14 protein-coding genes are annotated in these 16,576 nt (G+C 68.7%); 6 read left to right on the top strand and 8 right to left on the bottom strand.

What is annotated here, in order from left to right; translation table 11 throughout:
* Positions 1-13: 13 nt before the first annotated feature.
* On the bottom strand, positions 14-2,008 hold the full coding sequence (locus tag WOA58_RS05440; RefSeq protein WP_340603158.1) for a 3-hydroxyacyl-CoA dehydrogenase/enoyl-CoA hydratase family protein: 1,995 nt from the start codon (positions 2,006-2,008) through the stop codon (positions 14-16).
* A 120-nt stretch (positions 2,009-2,128) separates the two neighbouring features.
* Between WOA58_RS05440 and WOA58_RS05445 the strand changes: the two genes are divergently transcribed.
* Positions 2,129-2,911, top strand: a complete 783-nt coding sequence (locus WOA58_RS05445) for an SDR family NAD(P)-dependent oxidoreductase (RefSeq protein WP_340603159.1) — start codon at positions 2,129-2,131, stop codon at positions 2,909-2,911.
* Positions 2,912-2,926: 15 nt separating this feature from the next.
* Here the strand turns inward: WOA58_RS05445 and WOA58_RS05450 are convergent, their stop codons facing one another.
* Entirely contained in the window at positions 2,927-3,688 is a 762-nt protein-coding gene (locus WOA58_RS05450) for an SDR family NAD(P)-dependent oxidoreductase (protein ID WP_340603160.1), read from the bottom strand.
* A gap of 99 nt (positions 3,689-3,787) precedes the next feature.
* Positions 3,788-5,002 carry an acyl-CoA dehydrogenase family protein gene (locus WOA58_RS05455; RefSeq protein ID WP_340603161.1) on the bottom strand — a complete coding sequence of 405 codons (1,215 nt, stop codon included), beginning with the start codon at positions 5,000-5,002 and terminating at the stop codon, positions 3,788-3,790.
* Positions 5,003-5,104: 102 nt separating this feature from the next.
* On the opposite strand from WOA58_RS05455, the gene WOA58_RS05460 reads away from it, so the two are divergent.
* Positions 5,105-6,169 (top strand): phosphotransferase family protein, encoded by a 1,065-nt coding sequence (locus WOA58_RS05460; RefSeq protein ID WP_340603162.1) that lies wholly within the window; start codon positions 5,105-5,107, stop codon positions 6,167-6,169.
* A gap of 1 nt (position 6,170) precedes the next feature.
* On the opposite strand, the gene WOA58_RS05465 is transcribed toward WOA58_RS05460, so the two are convergent.
* The 4 genes from WOA58_RS05465 to WOA58_RS05480 form a co-directional block, all read right to left on the bottom strand.
* On the bottom strand, positions 6,171-7,292 hold the full coding sequence (locus WOA58_RS05465) for a pyridoxal phosphate-dependent aminotransferase (protein ID WP_340603163.1): 1,122 nt from the start codon (positions 7,290-7,292) through the stop codon (positions 6,171-6,173).
* 39 nt (positions 7,293-7,331) lie between these two features.
* Positions 7,332-7,481, bottom strand: a complete 150-nt coding sequence (locus WOA58_RS05470) for a hypothetical protein (RefSeq protein WP_340603164.1) — start codon at positions 7,479-7,481, stop codon at positions 7,332-7,334.
* A 30-nt stretch (positions 7,482-7,511) separates the two neighbouring features.
* A complete protein-coding gene (locus WOA58_RS05475) occupies positions 7,512-10,592 on the bottom strand; it encodes an MMPL family transporter (RefSeq protein WP_340603165.1) in 3,081 nt (1,026 codons plus the stop codon).
* 138 nt (positions 10,593-10,730) lie between these two features.
* On the bottom strand, positions 10,731-11,471 hold the full coding sequence (locus WOA58_RS05480) for a proteasome assembly chaperone family protein (RefSeq protein WP_340603166.1): 741 nt from the start codon (positions 11,469-11,471) through the stop codon (positions 10,731-10,733).
* Between the two features lie 181 nt (positions 11,472-11,652).
* Between WOA58_RS05480 and WOA58_RS05485 the strand changes: the two genes are divergently transcribed.
* From WOA58_RS05485 to WOA58_RS05500, 4 genes are all read left to right on the top strand, one after another.
* Positions 11,653-12,009 carry a DUF7344 domain-containing protein gene (locus WOA58_RS05485; protein ID WP_340603168.1) on the top strand — a complete coding sequence of 119 codons (357 nt, stop codon included), beginning with the start codon at positions 11,653-11,655 and terminating at the stop codon, positions 12,007-12,009.
* A 215-nt stretch (positions 12,010-12,224) separates the two neighbouring features.
* Positions 12,225-13,133 (top strand): RsmB/NOP family class I SAM-dependent RNA methyltransferase, encoded by a 909-nt coding sequence (locus WOA58_RS05490; RefSeq protein WP_340603169.1) that lies wholly within the window; start codon positions 12,225-12,227, stop codon positions 13,131-13,133.
* The gene (locus tag WOA58_RS05495; protein WP_340603170.1) at positions 13,130-13,636 is read left to right on the top strand and encodes a DUF7122 family protein; all 507 of its coding nucleotides are present in this window, start codon (positions 13,130-13,132) and stop codon (positions 13,634-13,636) included. The genes WOA58_RS05490 and WOA58_RS05495 overlap by 4 nt, the downstream gene beginning before the upstream one ends.
* Positions 13,637-13,693: 57 nt before the next feature.
* Complete coding sequence (locus WOA58_RS05500; protein WP_340603171.1) at positions 13,694-14,866, top strand: MFS transporter; 1,173 nt, start codon at positions 13,694-13,696, stop codon at positions 14,864-14,866.
* Between the two features lie 121 nt (positions 14,867-14,987).
* Here the strand turns inward: WOA58_RS05500 and WOA58_RS05505 are convergent, their stop codons facing one another.
* Complete coding sequence (locus WOA58_RS05505; RefSeq protein ID WP_340603172.1) at positions 14,988-16,493, bottom strand: DUF790 family protein; 1,506 nt, start codon at positions 16,491-16,493, stop codon at positions 14,988-14,990.
* Positions 16,494-16,576: the final 83 nt, after the last annotated feature.

Here is a 16,576-nt window from a genome sequence, read left to right on the forward strand (position 1 = left end):
CCGAGCGCCGCCATCACTCCCCCCGGAACTCCGGCTCGCGGTCCTCGGAGAACGCCGCGGTCCCCTCGGCGACGTCCTCCGTCCCCAGGAGGAGCCCGAACGCCTGGGCCTCGAGCTCGAGGCCCGCGTCGAGGTCCCCGTCGCGGCCCTCGTCCATCACCCGCTTTGCCTTCCGCAGCGCGATCGGCGGGCCGTTCGTGAGGTCCGAGACGAACTCGTCGGCGACCTCCTCGAACTCGCTTCTCGGGACCGCACGGTTGATCAGTCCCCAGTCCTCGGCGCGCTCTGCGTCGATATGCTCCCCACGGAAGACCAGCTCCTTCGCGCGGGCGTCGGTGAGCATCCGCATGGCGCGCTGGGTGCCCCCGCCGCCCGGGATCAATCCGAGGTCGATCTCGGGGAAACCGAAGGCCGAGTTTTCGGTGGCGACCCGCAGGTCGCAGGCCAGCGCCAGTTCGAGCCCGCCGCCCAGACAGTAGCCGTCGACCTTCGCCAGCGTCGGCCGCGGGAACTCCGCGACGGTCGTGAAGACCTCCGTCACCCCCTTCTCGTGGGGCTCGGTCCCCGCGAAGCCCGAGACGTCCGCGCCGGCACAGAACGCCCGGTCGCCCGCACCCTCGAGGGTGACCGCCCGGACCTCCTCGAGGTCGGCCGCGTTCAGCAGGTGGACGACTTCGTCCATCAGGTCCTCGTTCAGTGCGTTCAGTCGTTCGGGCCGGTCGAGCTCGATCGCGAGCAGGCCGTCCTCGAGGGTGTGGTTCAGGGTCGTGTAGTCGCGCTCGGCGTCCGATCCGTACTCGAAGAAGCCGGCACCCGCGTCCTCGCCGGTCCGGCCCGACTCGACGAGCTCCCGGAGGTGCTCGCTGGGCTCGTAACGCTCGGCGCCGTACTCCTCGTGGAGCGTCTCGAGCTTTTCTAGCACTTCATCGAGCCCGAGCTTGTCGGCCCGCCGGCAGGGGCCTTCGGGAAAGCCCGCGCCGAGCCGCAGTCCAGTATCGATCGCCTCGGCGATCGCGACGTCGTTCCCGATGAGCTTCGCGGCTTCGTTGATCATCCGGGCCTCGATGCGCAGCGTGTCGACGTCCTCGCCCTGGCCGCGCTCGTAGTCGGGGCCGTCGCCGTCGACGGCTTCGCCGTCTGCCTGAGGCGTCTCCGACGCCTCTCTGTCCTCGTAGTCGTAGTAGCCCTTCCCCGTCTTCCGGCCGAGCTCCTCGGCCTCGACCTTCTCCTCGGTGATCGGCGGGACCTCCTTGCCGGCCTCCTTGCGGACGTGATAGCCGATGTCGATCCCGGTGAGGTCGCCCAGCTCGAACGGCCCCATCGGGTAGTTCCTCCGAAAGACCATCGCGGCGTCGACCTCGCGGACGTCGTAGAGCCCCTCGCTGACCATCCAGCCGGCCTCGTCGCCGAAGGGACCGAGGACGCTGTTGACGACGAAGCCGTTGACGTCCTTCCGGACGTAGATCGGGGTCTTGCCGATCGACTCGACGAACTCGTGGGCCGTCTCGGCCGTCTCGTCGGTCGTCTCCGCCCCATAGATGACCTCGACGAGGTCCATCTTCACCGGCGGGTTGAAGAAATGCGTTCCGACGACCTGCCCGGGGCGGTCGGTCGCCTCGGCGATCTCGGTGATCGACAGCGAGGAGGTGTTCGAGGCGAGGATCGCCCCCTCGGGGGTGTACTCGTCGAGGTCGGAGAAGATCTCCCGCTTGAGCTCCATGCGCTCGGGGGCGGCCTCGACGACGAGGTCGGCCTCGGCGACGGCGGCTTCGAGGTCGACCTCGATGTCGATCCGCCCGAGCACCGTTTCGGGCTCCTCCTCGATGCGGCCCTTCTCGGCGAGCTTCTCGAGGCTCCACTCGATCGAGCCGTAGCCGTCCTCGACGAACTGCACCTTGACGTCGCGCATCGTCACGTCGTAGCCCGCGAGCGCGACGACCTCCGTGATCCCGTGGCCCATGTTGCCCGCGCCGAGCACCGCGACGCGATCGATGTCTTCGATCGTCATACTCCCCGTCCGACCACGACCGTCTTAACTCCACCGCCGATGGTTATCACCGTTATCTCTGAAGATCCTCAATCCGAACATCGGTATTTATACGGCAGCGTATCGTACCCCGTGGTAACGATGGCAGGGACGACACGCGGGCCGCGGTTCGAGGACCGAACGGCGCTGGTGACCGGGGCGGGCGCCGGTATCGGGCGTGCGACCGCCCGGCGCCTCGCGGGGGAGGGGGCGCACGTGGTCATCACGGACGTCGACAGCGAGGGCGGCGAGGGGACGGTCGACCTGATCGAGGACGGGGGTTCGAGCGCGGAGTTCCGCGAGCTGGACGTGACCGATCCCGATGGGTTCGAGAGGGTAGTCGAGAGCGTCGCGGCCGACCGCGGGCTCGACGTGCTGGTGAACAACGCCGGGATCGGCCACGAGGCGGCGTCGGTCGAGGAGACCGAGCTCTCGACGCTCGAGCGGGTGATCGACGTCAACTGCAAGGGGGTCTGGTACGGCTGTCGGGCGGCGCTACCGGTGATGAAAGCCCGGGAATCCGGCGCGATCGTCAACGTCGCCTCGCTGGGCGGGATGATCGCCCTGCCGAAGCAGGCGGCCTACACCCTCACGAAGGGCGCGGTGCTGAACTTCACCCGGACCGTGGCCGCCGAGGCGGGCCCCTACGGCGTGCGCGCGAACGCGGTCTGCCCGGGGTTCATCGAGACGGCGCTGGGCGAGGGATTCTTCGAGGGCCACGACGACCCCGAGAGGGCGAAGGAGCGGATGGTCGCCCAGTACCCGCTGAAACGGCTCGGGAAACCGGGAGAAGTCGCCGACGCGATCGCCTACCTCGCGAGCGACGAGGCGAGCTACGTCACCGGACACGGCCTCGTGCTCGACGGCGGCTACTCGATCAGCTGATCGTTGATCGCCTGATCAAACTTCGCCGTCTTCAACGCGCGGGATCCCGCCGGCGGTGATCGTCTCGCCGACGATGTAGGAGGAGGCGGGGCTCGCGAGGAACTGCGCGATATCGGCGATCTCCTCGGAGAGCCCGATCCGCCGGTCGACTTCCTCCCGATCGATGTTCTCCGCGCTGACTCCCATCTGGGACTCGACGCCGGGCGTCGCGACGAACCCCGGCGCGATGCAGTTGACTCTGACGTCGTCGTCGGCCCACTCGGCCGACAGCGTCGTCGTGAGGTTGATGATCCCCGCCTTGGCCGCGCCGTAGTGGCTCATGTACGGCGAGCCGCGCTGGCCCGCGACGCTCGCCAGATTGATCACCGTCCCGCCGCCCTCCTTGAGCTGCTCGCCGGCCGCCTGCGTGCAGTTGTAGGTCCCGGTGAGGTTGATGTCGACGATGGTCCGCCAGCCGTTCTCGCTGATGTCGTCGAAGCCCGCCATGAAGCTCGCGCCCGCGTTGTTGACGAGACAGTCGACCGTCCCAAACTCCTCGACGCATGACTCGATCAGCGCCTCGACGGCCTCCCGGTCGGTGACGTCGCACTCGACCGCCAGTGCCTCGCCGCCCGCGTCCCGGATCCCCTCGGCGACCGGGTCGACGTTCCCCTGCTCGCGCGAGCAGACGACCACGCTCGCCCCGGCCTCGGCGAACCGTTCGGCGATCGCGCGCCCGATCCCGCTCGACGCCCCCGTGACGATCGCGGTGCCCTCGATGCCGAACCGCCCGCTCATCGCCGTCCCTCGCTCCGCGCTGTAGTTACCATTGATAATTCTAATCGTCTATTTTCGTCCATTGATAATAAGGGTTCGTGCCGCGGCGACCCCGACGGCCTACTCCCCGTAGCGGGTGATCGCCTCGATCTCCGAGGGGTCGACGTCCTCGAAGGCCTCGCGGGCGATCACGCGCTTGTGGACCTCGTCGGCGCCGTCGATGATCCGGAACTGGCGGACGTTCTCGTAGAAGTCCGCAAGCGGGAGGTCCTTGCCGATCCCGTTGCCCCCACAGAGCTGGATGCAGTCGTCGATCACTTCCTGGACGGTGTTGGCGGCGAACACCTTCGCCATCGCGACCGGGATCCGGACCTCGCGGCCCGAGTCGATCCCGCGGGCGGCGTGGCGCACCATCGTCCGCGCGGCGTGGAGGTCGATCTCGGCCTCGGCGATCGTAAAGCGGGGGGCCTGCTTCTCGGCGATCGGCTCGCCGAAGGCCTCGCGCTCGCTGATGTAGGCCTTCGCGACGTCGAGCGCGCGTTCTGCCATCCCCGAGTAGCGCATGCAATGGGTCAGGCGGGCGGGCCCCAGTCGTTCCTGGGCGTGGGTGAACCCCTCGTCGCGCTCCCCGAGCAGGTTCTCTTCGGGGATCTGGACGTCGTCGTAGCGGATCTCGGCGTGACCCGTTCCCGTGAGTTCGCCGCCCATGTGGGGGATCTCCCGGACGATCTCCACCCCGTCGGCATCGCTGGGGACGAGGAACAGCGAGCAGCCCGCGTAGGGGTGGGCCTCGTGATCCGTTCGGGCCATCACGATCAACACGTCGGCCTCCGATCCCTGCGTGGTCCACCACTTGTGTCCGTCGAGGACCCACTCGTCGCCCTGCTTCTCGGCCTCGGTTTCGAGCATCTTCGGATCGGACCCACCTCCCTGAATGGGTTCGGTCATCGAGAAGCCCGACCGTATCTCGCCCGCGGCGAGCGGCTCGAGCCACTCCTCCTTCTGCTCCTCGGTACCGACCAGTTCGAGGGTGTGCATGTTGCCCTCGTCGGGTGCCTCGACCCGGAGGGCGGCCGGTCCCAGCAGGCTTCTCCCTGCGGCCTCGAAAACGGGTAACATATCGCGGTAGCTCAGGCCCTGCCCGCCGTATTTCTCAGGTAAGTGCGGCGCGTACAGCCCGCGCTCGCGGGCGGCCTCGCGGAGCGATTCGACCCGCTCCTCGGAGACGGGACCGGTGCCCAAGACCTCCCGTTCGACCGGGATCACTTCCTCGGCGACGAACTCGCGGGTCCGGGCGGCGAACTCGGTCGCACGTTCCGTGTCGTCGTACTCCATACGGGGGAATCGGGGATACAGTGTAAAAGTATTCCCCCGATTCGACACAGATCGGTAACAGCGTCCCATAGCTATTCATACGACGGCGAACTATCGCATCCCATGACCGATACGAGCGAGACGTACTTCGAGCGCCTCGTCGACGAGGAGACCCTGGCCAGCTATCTCGAGGGCGAGCTCGGCCCTGCAGAGCGCTACTCGGTCTCCCATCATCAGGAAGGTCACTCCAACGAGACGCTGTTCGTGACGTGGGGCGAAAAGGAGTTAGTGATCCGTCGCCCGCCGCCGGGCGAGACCGCCGACACCGCCCACGACGTGCTCCGCGAGTACAGGGTGATGGACGCGCTGCAGGGGACGGACGTCCCGCTTCCCGACACCCTGTTGGCCTGCGAGGACCACGACGTGATCGGCAGCGACTTCTACGTGATGGCGCGCGTCGAGGGCGACGTCCTGCGCGAGAGCGAGCCCGAGCGGTTCGCGAACCATCGGGAGGCGGTCGGTCACGAGCTCGTCGACTCGCTGGTCGCCATCCACGGGGTCGAGCCCGAGGCGGTGGGGTTGGGGGAGTTCGGCCGGCCCGCAGGCTACACCGACCGGCAGGTCGAGCGCTGGGGGAAACAGATCGAGTGGGCCTCGCAGGTCACGAGCGAGGAGCGGGCGGTGCCGACACTGGGAAAGGTCGGCGACTGGCTCGAGGCCAATCGTCCGGAGTCGCATCCCCACACGCTGGTCCACGGCGACTACAAGCTCGACAACGTGGTGTTCGCACCCGGGACGCCGCCGAACCTGGTGGCGGTCCTCGACTGGGAGATGAGCACCCTGGGCGATCCGCTTGCGGATCTGGGCTGGATGCTGTCGTACTGGCGCGACCCGAAGGACCCCGAGCCCGCCGTCCCGGAGCTCACCTCACGGTTCATGGAGCGGGAGGGGTATCCCACTCGGCGCGAACTGGTCGCGCGCTACGAGGAGGCGACGGGGATCGAGTTCGAGGACGAACGGTTCTACCGGGCGCTCGCGGTCTACAAGCTCGCCGCGCTGGGCGAGATGTTCTTCCGGCGCTATCTGGAGGGCAACTCCGACGACCCGATGTACCCGAAGATGGAGGAGCGCGTTCCCGCGCTGGCCGAGCGAGCACGGCGGATCGTCGAGGGCGAGGAGCCGCTGTAGGTCAGCGCACCGCCCGCGTCGCCTCGCGCATGATCCCGAGGGCCTCCTCCAGTTCCTCGGTGCCCGTCGCATACGAGAGGCGCGCGTAGCCCGCCCCGTTCTCGCCGAAGGCCTCGCCGGGAACGACGACGACGCCCCGGTCGACGACCTCCTCGACCCAGCCCTCGGGCACCTCCGGCATCGCGTAGAACGCCCCCTGGGGCGTGGGGGTCTCGAGACCCATGTCGGCCAGTCCGTCGAGCACGAGGTCCCGGCGCTCCTCGAAGGCCGCGACCATCTCCTCGACGGGGTCCTGGGGGCCCGAGAGGGCGGCCTCGGCGGCGTACTGGGCGGGCGCGCTCGCACAGGCTTGTGCGTACTGGTGAACCCGGAGCATGCGCTCGATTCTCCGATTGCTCCCGGCGATCCAGCCCAGCCGCCAGCCGGTCATCGAGTAGCTCTTCGAGCAGGCGCTCACGACGACGACGTTGTCCGTCTCGGCGAACTCCATCGGCGAGCGGTGCTTCCCCTCGAAGACGATGTGCTCGTAGACCTCGTCGGAGATACAGAGCACGTCGTTAGCGTCCGCGATCCGGGCGAACTCGCGCATGTCCTCCTCGCTCTGGACGGCTCCCGTCGGATTGGCGGGGCTGTTGACGACGAAGGCGACGGTGTCGTCGGTGATCGCCGCCTCGACGGTTTCTGGATCGAGCGTGAGGTCCTCGCGCAGTTCGAGGGGGTTCGGGGTCCCGCCCGCGATTCGGGTCAGCGCGTCGTAGGAGACGAACCCAGGGTCCGGAAAGAGCACCTCCTGACCGGGGTCGACGTGGGCCTCGATCGCCAGATGCAGCGCCTCGCTGCCTCCGGAGGTGGCGATGACGTCCTCGGGATCGACCGCGAGCGAGTAGTCCCGGTCGTACTTCTCGCTGATGGCCTCCCGGAGCTCGCGGGTCCCCTTGTTCGAGGTGTAGCCGTCGACGGCGCCCGATTCGATCGCGTCGATCGCGGCCCGGCGGGCGTGCTCGGGCGTCGGGAAGTCGGGCTGGCCGAGCCCGAGGTTGATCGCCTCCTCGCCCGCGGCCTCGAACACCTCGCGGATGCCGCTGATCGACACGTCCTCGACTCGCCGTGAGAACTCCGTCATGGGTTGGTGCGCGGCCCGCCCGCGCATAACGCTTGCTACCTACCCCTGGAACTCCTCGCGGAGGTCGTCGACGTGCCCCTCCAGCACCGAGAGCGCCGCGTCGGCGTCCATGTAGCCCTGTTCGTACTCCGATACCACGTAGTCGGCGTCGTCGAGGAACTCCTCGACGCTCTCTTCGAGCTCTGCCATACCCCTCCTACGGTCCCGACGGGGATGAAGCTAATCCGACCCGCCGGCGGGGACGGCCGTCTCGGCCTCGATCGTGTGTCCGCGGTCCGGGCCGAGATAGCGCGCCCAGACGGCGAGCAGGCTCGGCAGGACGAACACGCTGCCGAGGAAGGCGTAGACGATCGTCAGGCCCGTGATGAGGCCGAACTGCTGGAGGGGCGGGAGGATCGCGAAGACGAGCACGCCAAACCCGCCGACCGTCGTCGCGGCGCTTCCCAGCAACGCCCCGCCGGTCCCCGTGACGGCGCGATCGAGGGCGCCCCAGGTGTCGGCGCCGCGCTCGCGCTCGATCAGGAACCGCTCGGTCATGTGGACGTTGTAGGCGACGCCCAGCCCGATCGTGAGGCTTGTGATCGTCCCGGTCATCACGTTAAAGGGGATCCCCAGCGCGTACATCGTCCCGAGGATCCACGCGACCGAGAAGACGATCGGCAGCAGGGTGACGGCGCCCAGGAGCGCGCTGCCGTTGGCCCACCGGTAGGCGAGCATGAGGAAGGCGAACACCGCCACGAGGGTGACGAGCATGCTCTCGATGACCGTCTGGAGGAGCTCGTCCTCGACGATCCCGAAGACGATCAGCTGGCCCGTCGCCGTCGCCGAGAGCCCGTCGCCGTCGAGGATCGCGGCGACCGCGCGGGTCTCCTCGGTCGCGAGGTCTGTCGAGGCCGACCCCTGCACCGAGAGCACGAGCCGGAACGACTCGTACTCGCCCGCGTCGGTCCGGTAGACGACCTCCTCTGCGGCCTCGGCGTCGGCCGCGAACAGCGCGTCGTAGACCGCCTCCACATTCTCGTCGGGCACGCCGTTTCCGGTGGTGTCGGCCGCCGTGAAGACTTCCTCGAACGCCTCGTCCTCCTCGGCGACGGTCTCCATCGTCGCCAACGGACTTCTGACGTCGGCCTCGCCGCTGGAGAGGACGACCGCCGACTCGCTGCCGACGGCCAGCTCCTCGGCGAGCCGTTCGAGGGTGTCCGCGCGCGTGATCTCGCCCTCGACGAGCACCTCCGTTTGGCTGTCCTCGCGCAGGAAGTTCTCGTTGACGTACTCGAGGTTCGCCTTCGAGTCGTAGTCGCCGACCGCGAGCGGGCCCGGCAGGCTCTTCATCCACGCGGGCGGGTCGTCGGCGATGAAGTCCTCCTGCTCGAAGGTGGTGTCGACGCCCGCCGCGCCGTAGGCCCCGCCCGCCGTGAGCAGGAGTGCAACGGCGATCACGGCCCACGGGACCCGCCGGGCGCCCCGGGCGCCGAGCGAGAGGAAGCCCCCGGTCGCGCCGCCGCCGGTGCCGAACGCCCGCCGTCTCCGGTCGTAGCCGCGCGCCTCGAGGACGGCGTCGAGCTCGACCTTCGCCGCGGGGATCAGCAGCCCGAACACCAGCAGGGCGGAGACGATGCCGAACGCGCTCGCGACCCCGAACTCCCGGATCGGGGCGACCGGGCTGACGAGGTTCGAGAGGAAGCCGATCACCGCGGTCGCCGTCACCCAGATCAGCGCGATCCCGAGCCCCGAGAGGACGACCGCCATCGAGCGGCGGGTCCCCTCGTCCCCTCCGGCGCGCTGCTCGCGGGTCGTCGCTCCCCGCTCGCTCTCCGAGACGCGTTGCGTCTCGCGCTGCTCGCGGTGGCGCATGAAGACGTGGATCGCGTAGTCGATCGACAGCCCGATCAGCAGGACGGGGACCGCGATCATGATCTGGTTGAACGCGATCCCGGCCCAGCCCATGAAGCCGAACGTCCACAGCAACACTGCGGCGATGCCCGCGCCCCCGAGGACGATGTCCAGCGGGTCGCGGTAGGCGATCGCCAGCACGACGACGACGAACCCGAGCGCCAGCGGCAGGACGACCCCTAGGCTATCGGTCAGCGAGCGGTCGATCTCGTCGGTGATGATCCCCGAGCCGAAGACGAAGCCGTCGGCGCCGAAGCGCTCCTCGACGACGTCGGCCATCGCGAGCTGGGCGTCGACCAGCGCCGGCGGCGCCTCGCCGTCGATCACCGCGTCGTCGGCGGTGTCTTGGGTGACGTAGATCGCCCTGGCGTCGGCGGTCGTCGAACCCGGCTCGTAGTCGGTCGGCAGGAAGGCGAAGACCTCTCGGGGCGCGTCCTCGTCGAGCACCGTCGTGACCACGTCGTCGATCTCGGACTGATCCATCGACTCGAGCTGGGCGATCTGCTCGTCGGTGTCGGGATCGATCTCCGAGATCGCCTCGCCCTCGTCCTCCAGGGCGTCGCCCTCCTCCTCGAGGGCGTCAGCCTCGTTCTCGAGCTCCTCGCCCTCGGCCTCGAGTTCGTCGGCACGTTCCTCGAGTTCCTCCTCGCGCTCCTCCAAGGCCTCCCCTCGCTCCTCGAGGGCGGCCTGACGTTCCTCGAGTTCGGCGGCGTCCTCCTCTATGGCTTCGCCGCGCTCGGCGAGGTCGGCGCCCCGGGCCTCGTACTCCTCGTCGTCGATCTCCCCCGCCTGATACTGGGCCTCGAGGTCGGCTTGCTCTTCCTCGATCCCCGCCCGGCGTTCCTCGAGTTCGGCAGCATCGGCCTCGAGCTCCGCCGTGTCCTCCTCTACGGCCTCGCCGTCGGCTTCGAGCTCCTCACTCTCTGTCTCGATGGCGTCGGCCTCGGCTTCCAGCGCCTCGCTTCGCGTCTCCAGCTCGTCGCCGCGCTGTTCGAGCTCGTCGGATCGCTCGCCGAGCTCGTCGCCGCGCTCCTCCTGGATCGCGGCCGTGGCGATGATGCTCGCGAGGTCGCCGAAGGGCTCGTCTACGAGCGTCCCGTTTATCCTCTCGTCCTCCCGGAACTCCTCCTGGAGCTCGAGGGTCGCGAGCAGTGACTCCTTCGAGAGGGCGTCGTCGTCGCGGACGATCAGCTGGGCGGTCGTGGTGTTCTCGTCGGCGCCGAACCGCTCGTCGATGTACTCCTGTTTGTCGGCCTCCTCGCTCTCGGTCTGGAACTGGTCCAGCGACGAGGACTGCTCGATCGCGGCGACGCCGCTTCCCATCAGCAGCGTGAGGACCAGGAAGACCGCGATCACGACCCGGCTGCGTTCCGTAACGAGTTCGATCAGACGCTCGGCTGCGCGCACGCGCTCACCTCATAACGAGAACCATCGTCCATAGCTGTCTATCGTATTCTACAAACAGCCAGACACATAATGATTTCGAGTATAATACACTCGTATATCACGGGTAGGGCGCCGGAGGGAGGCGGATGGCGTTTCGGGCTACTGGTACATCCCGAGGGGTGTGGCCTGCGTGCTCTCCTCCTCGTCGACCTGTTGCATGCGTTCGGCGAGCTGCTCGCGCTGGCTTCGGATCTGTTCGGCCTGATCGATCAGCTCGTCGACGTCGGCCTCGATCCCGGTGATCGGCGCGATGCCGGCCTGGATCAGCGCGCGGGCGGCCTCAGGGTCGGGGAACTTGGGGTCGCTCTCGACGACCAGGCCGACGCTCCCGATGTCGTCCCGGGTCGCCTGGTTGAGCAGCGCGCCGGTCGGCCCGCTGATGAAGCCCGTCTCCCGGGGCGGGACGATCCCGGCGCGATCGAGGTGGTGGGCGGCGTCGCCGGTCGCGACGCCGTAGACCTCGGGCGAACCGTCCTTCTCCGCGGGCCGGCCGCTGAGGTAGATCGGCGTCACCGACCGTTCGGCGAGCCAGCCCGAGACGCAGCCGGCGAACTCCGAGGTGTCCCCGCCGGAGACCGGGACCTCGCTCTGGAGGGCCAGCAGGTCCCGGTCGGGGTCGGCGTAGAGCCTGACCGGCGGCTTGAGCTCGTCGTCCTCCTCGTGGTAGACGCCGATCCGGGGGACCCCCTCGCAGTGGACGCTGGCGTAGTGGGTCATCGAGAACTGCTCGATCAGGTGGTCGGTGGCGATCTTGCCGACCAACCCCACCCCCGGCAACCCCTCGACGAGGTACGGCTCCGATAGCTGGATCGAGTCGTCGTGGACGGTAACCTGGGCCATGAGACCGATTCGGTGCCGACCGTCTTTAATCGGTGCCCTTCCTTGTCATACCAAGCACTTCGTTTATAGTGGTTGTCAGTAAATAGCATGGCGAAGACGACAACGGCACTACATGAATGCATAATTTAGTACGATCAGTTAACAGGTGATCCTGGCTAAAAATGGACGGAAGATGACCGAAATGAACCGGAGAACGGTGTCTTCGGCGTTGTCCCTCGAGACGGTCTTCGGGGTGTTGAGCGAGCGCCGCAAGCGATACGCGCTGTACGTCCTCCACTGGACGGAGGGGAACGCGATGTCGGTCGGACAGCTCGCGAGGCGGATCGCGGAGAAGGAAGGGGGCGGGGCGAACGGCGACGATCCGTCCCGCGAGCGGATCGCGAAGGACCTCCGGCAGCGACACGTGCCGGAGCTGGTCGCGATGAACGTCGTCGAGTACGACGGGCGAAGCGAGACCGTTCGTTACCATTGTGTCCCCTCCCTCGAGGAGTGGCTCGAACACGCGGCGTACAAGGAAGGGGAGCATCCCGACTGTTGAAGGCCGATGACCGCCACAGCCGATGGAACACACCGGGTGTATCCCTGGCTGGTGTGGAACGGGTGGGTCCGTCCCGGCAGGGGACGAGTCTGATCGAGGCCGAGCCGCGGCCAGCCCTCGTCGAACGGGTTGGTCGAGCACGCGGACTTCAAGGAGGGAAAGCGCCCCGAGGAATAGCGAAACCCACAAGCGCGCGAGCGGGCTATCGGAAGACGATGGAGGCGTTGTCGCGCTACGAGCCGATCGTCGACGACTTCGAGGCCTTTCTGGCCGCCTGCGAGCGCCCGCTCCCGTCGGTCGTCCGCGTGAACACGATCAAGGCCGGCGTCGAGCGGGCCAAACGCGCCCTCGAGGAGGGGGACGTCGGCTACGAGGACCGCGAGTGGAACCCCCGAGTACTGGAGCTCGACACCGACAAGCCCGGCAACACCTGGCCCTACTTCCACGGCTGGATCCACGGCCAGGAGGAGGTCTCCTCGCTGCCGGCGACGGTACTCGACCCCCAGCCGGGGGAACGAGTGCTCGACGCCTGTGCGGCCCCGGGGGGAAAAACCGCCCAGATCGCCGCACTGATGGACGACACGGGGCTCGTGGTCGCGAACGACAACAACCTCGGACGCCTCTCGGCGCTGCGCTTTAACGCCGAGCGCCTGGGGCTGACGAACGTCGCCGTCACCCGCCAGGACGCACGCAACTACTCGCTGAAGCCGCTCTCACTCGACGCCTTCGACCGCGTCCTGGTCGACGCGCCCTGCTCGTGTGAGGGGACGATCCGGAAGAACCCCGACGCGCTCGACGAGTGGACGCTGTCGCACGTCGAGGGCGTCTCCGGCGTCCAGAAGGGGATCCTCAAGAGGGCGATTCAGGCCACCCGCGAGGGCGGGACCGTCGTCTACTCGACCTGTACGTTCGCCCCCGAGGAGAACGAGGCCGTCGTGGACCACGTACTGGAGGCCGAGGGCTGTCGCGTCGTCGAGTTCGAGTCGCCCCTCGATTCCCGGCCCGGCGTCACCGAGTGGGACGGCGAGGAGTACGACGAGTCGGTCGAGAAGGCGCGGCGATACTACCCGCACCACAACGACACGGGCGGGTTCTTCTGTGCGAAGCTGGAGGTGACGGGATGACAGAATCCAATTCAGGCCAACGGTTCGACCGGCTTCCCGCCACCGCGGCCGAACGCGAACTCGAAAACAGGGCCACCCGCGAGGAGGTGCTTGAGTGGTGGGACGAACGCTTCGCGATCGGTCCCGAGGAGTTCGAGGACCACTCCTTCTGGGAGAAGGGCGCGGGCAAGATCTGGATCCTCCACGGGGAGGTCCCCTCACCGACCGGGATCGAGGGACTGGGAATGAAGTTCCTCAGGACCCGCCAGGAACACTGGAAGCCGACGACCAACGCCGTCCAGCGGTTCGGGGGCGGGGCGACGCGCAACGTGATCGAGCTCGGCTCGAAAGAAGCCGACGCGTTCGTTCGCGGACACGACCAGGAGCTCGAGTGGGACGGCGACTGGGGCTACCTGATCGCCGCTCACGAGATCGCGGGCGGACGCGAGCCGCTGGGCGTCGGCCTCTACCTCCACGGCGAGCTGCGCTCGGTCGTGCCGAAGGGGCGACGGCGCGAGGACTGAGCCAGTCTCGCTGGCCGCTATCCACACGTTTTAGCGGGGGTCGGCTCAACCCCAGATGTGCGCTGGGAGTACCGCAACACCGTCCTGGTCCTCTGTACGGCGGCCTTCTTCGCGACGATGGTCGCCCGGCTCGTCATCAGCCCCGTCGTCCCCGAGATCGAGAGCGAGTTCGGGACCTCCGCGGGGATGATCGGGCTCGCGCTCACGGGGATGTGGGCGGCCTACGCGCTCTCGCAGTTTCCCTCGGGGATCCTCGCCGATCGCTACGGCGAGCGCAGCGTGATCCTCGCGGCCGTCTCGGTCACGGCCGTCGCCAGCGTCGCGCTCGCGCTCTCGCCGTCGCTCGCGACCTTCGGGCTGTTCGCCGTCGCGCTCGGCGCGGGCGCGGGACTGCACTACGTGGTCGCGACGACGCTGCTGACCCGGATCTTCTCGAACACGGGCCGGGCGATCGGGCTCCACGTCGCCGGCAGCCCGATCGCGGGCCTCTCGGCGCCCGTGCTCGCGGCGGCCGTCGCCGCGCGCTACGGCTGGCGGGCCGCCATCCTCCTCGGGGCCGCCGCGGCGATCCCGGTCGGTCTGCTGTTCGCCTGGCGAGTGCGCGAGACCGAGCCCCAGCACCCCGAACGGCCGCTGCGCGAGGGGTTCGAGCCCGAGACGCTCGTCGAACTGCTCTCGCGGCCGGCGATCGCTTACACGACCGTGCTCGCGGTGATCTCGGCGTTCGTCTGGCAGGCCACCGCCTCCTTCCTCCCGGCGTTTCTGATCGCGCATCACGGCTACTCGACGGCGCTCGCCGGGGCGCTGTTCTCGCTGTACTTCGTCGCCCACGGGATCTGTGCTCCGACGATCGGCGGGTTCTCCGATCGGTTCGGCCGGGACCCGACCCTCGCGGCGACGCTCGCGACCGGGATCGTCGCCTACCCGGTCCTCGTGGCCGGCTCCTCGCTCCCGGTCGTCGCCGGCGCGGTCGCCCTCGCCGGGGTCGCGATGAGCTGGAGCGCGCCGCTGCAGGACCGCTACATCGTCCGGCTCTCGGAGGACGAGACGAACCGCGGGTTCGGGCTCGTGCGCACCGTCTACATGCTGCTGGGCGCGCTGGGAAGCGTCGTCACCGGCACCCTCGCGGATCTCGCGGGCTGGGGCGTCGCCTACGGCGCGCTCGGACTCCTGTTGGCGCTCGCGGTCGGGAGCCTCGCGCTCGTCCGGCTGCGGGGGCTCTCACTCTGAGAGAGGGGAAAGGAAAACACTTCCCGAATCCACTGGGGTGGGGAGGGGGAATCAGCAGGACCGGGAAGTAATAACGACTCCAACCCCCTAAATAAAAAGTGTTTTGGTTGTATAATTGTCCTCAGTCCCCGGTCGGGCGCAGCGTCCCCCCCGAGAGCCCGGCCCACTCGACACGGTAGCCGAGCCGCGAGAGGGCGGCGCTGGGCTCCGTGAGCCCCGCGTCCTCGAGGACCGCCTCGGCCTCGGAGAACGACTGACCCGCCGAGAGCCGGTCGGCAAGCCCCTCGAGGACCGACGGACGAACCAGCGTCCGCCCGACCAGTTCGTGGTCGGGAAAGACGATCCCGTCGAGGGCGTCCTCGCTGACGCCGTGGCGGGCCGCGAGCTCCGACAGGGAAAGGACGTCCTCCTCGGGCGAGAGCGCGTCGGAGAGGGTGGCGGCGCCCTCCTCGACCAGGGCGTCCTCGTACTCGCGCAGCGCGTCGCGGACGTCCTTGATCCGCACGCTTCCCGTATAGGTGATGACGCGGTGGTCGCGGGCCTCGATCTCCTCGCCGACGCCCAGCGACTCGTCGACCGCGACCAGCAGCTCGACGCTCTCGACGCGCTCGAGCTGGTCGAGCTTCTTCTCGACGTACTCGGGGGTCCAAAAGCCCATGATCTCGAAGTAGACCCGGAAATCGGAGTGGGCGTAGTCGAACGCGAAGTCAGGGATCATCACGCTCGCGCCGACCTCGAGGGGCTCGGGCTCGCGCGCGAGCTCCCAGTCGAGGTCGAGCGCGGAAAAGCGGGCGGCGAACTCGCGCTCGACGCCGCTGTCGTAGCTGGCCTCGGCGACCGGCTCGGCGTCGGGCGGCCGGAGCGGGTCGGCGTCGGAGAGCTCAAGGGTTCGTTCGACCCCGCGATCGTCGATCGTCGCCGTCAGCTCCCACTCGCCGGCCCCGACGACCGCCCGCAGCAGCCGGGCGAAGCGGGTGCCGTATCGGCGGGTCGCCCGGAACAGCGCGTCGGGGCCCGTGACGACGAGTTCCCGGCCACGATCCGTCCTCCGCAGCTCGTAGAGCAGGCCCAGCCGTTTGGTCGCCGAGACGAGTTTTCGAGGATCGTCGCTCCTGATGCGTACCTCGCGGGCGTCGAACAGCGCCGTCTGGGCCAGCGAGAGGTCGTACTGGGCGAGGAGGGAGTCGGGATCGTAGCGCCCGTCGAGCGCGACGAGCACCTGGCGCTCCTCGCGGTCGGCGTACAGCGCCTCGTCGAGCTTCGCTGGGGTTATCGAGAGCGTGGCGGCGGCTCGCTCGAGGGCCTCCTCGCGCTCGGCCTCGTCGGCCACCCCGAGGGCCTCGCCGGCTTCGAAGGCCGCCCGGCGGGCGCGTTCGGGCTCGACGGCGGCCCGCGTCTCGAAGGTCGCCCCGCGCTCGACGAGCTTCCCGAGCCCGCGGACGAGCTTGAACTCGTACTCGCCCTCGAGCTCGGCGAGCGCGCCGTCGAGCACCGAGCGCGGCTCGCCGACGCTCCCCTGGAAGGCGCCGAGCACCTTCGCCGCGAGTGGACGGGCCTCGCGACCGGCGAACCGGGGTCGGTATCCCCCGCCGGCGCGCGAGACGCGAAGCAGTTCCTTCGTCAGCACTACCCCTCATATGGGGTCGGGAGTGAAAAGCGCGCTCAAACGCCGGCGGGAGCAAGCACGCCGGGGCAAGCCGGCGCGTTATG

This window comes from Halalkalicoccus tibetensis (genome assembly GCF_037996645.1).
Lineage (GTDB): Archaea > Halobacteriota > Halobacteria > Halobacteriales > Halalkalicoccaceae > Halalkalicoccus > Halalkalicoccus tibetensis.

Bases quoted from the DNA above. Each gene is read 5' to 3' on its own strand.
- WOA58_RS05440 (WP_340603158.1), bottom strand. From the start codon at position 2,008: ATGACGATCGAAGACATCGATCGCGTCGCGGTGCTCGGCGCGGGCAAC.
- WOA58_RS05445 (WP_340603159.1), top strand. From the start codon at position 2,129: ATGGCAGGGACGACACGCGGGCCGCGGTTCGAGGACCGAACGGCGCTG.
- WOA58_RS05450 (WP_340603160.1), bottom strand. From the start codon at position 3,688: ATGAGCGGGCGGTTCGGCATCGAGGGCACCGCGATCGTCACGGGGGCG.
- WOA58_RS05455 (WP_340603161.1), bottom strand. From the start codon at position 5,002: ATGGAGTACGACGACACGGAACGTGCGACCGAGTTCGCCGCCCGGACC.
- WOA58_RS05460 (WP_340603162.1), top strand. From the start codon at position 5,105: ATGACCGATACGAGCGAGACGTACTTCGAGCGCCTCGTCGACGAGGAG.
- WOA58_RS05465 (WP_340603163.1), bottom strand. From the start codon at position 7,292: ATGACGGAGTTCTCACGGCGAGTCGAGGACGTGTCGATCAGCGGCATC.
- WOA58_RS05470 (WP_340603164.1), bottom strand. From the start codon at position 7,481: ATGGCAGAGCTCGAAGAGAGCGTCGAGGAGTTCCTCGACGACGCCGAC.
- WOA58_RS05480 (WP_340603166.1), bottom strand. From the start codon at position 11,471: ATGGCCCAGGTTACCGTCCACGACGACTCGATCCAGCTATCGGAGCCG.
- WOA58_RS05485 (WP_340603168.1), top strand. From the start codon at position 11,653: ATGAACCGGAGAACGGTGTCTTCGGCGTTGTCCCTCGAGACGGTCTTC.
- WOA58_RS05490 (WP_340603169.1), top strand. From the start codon at position 12,225: ATGGAGGCGTTGTCGCGCTACGAGCCGATCGTCGACGACTTCGAGGCC.
- WOA58_RS05495 (WP_340603170.1), top strand. From the start codon at position 13,130: ATGACAGAATCCAATTCAGGCCAACGGTTCGACCGGCTTCCCGCCACC.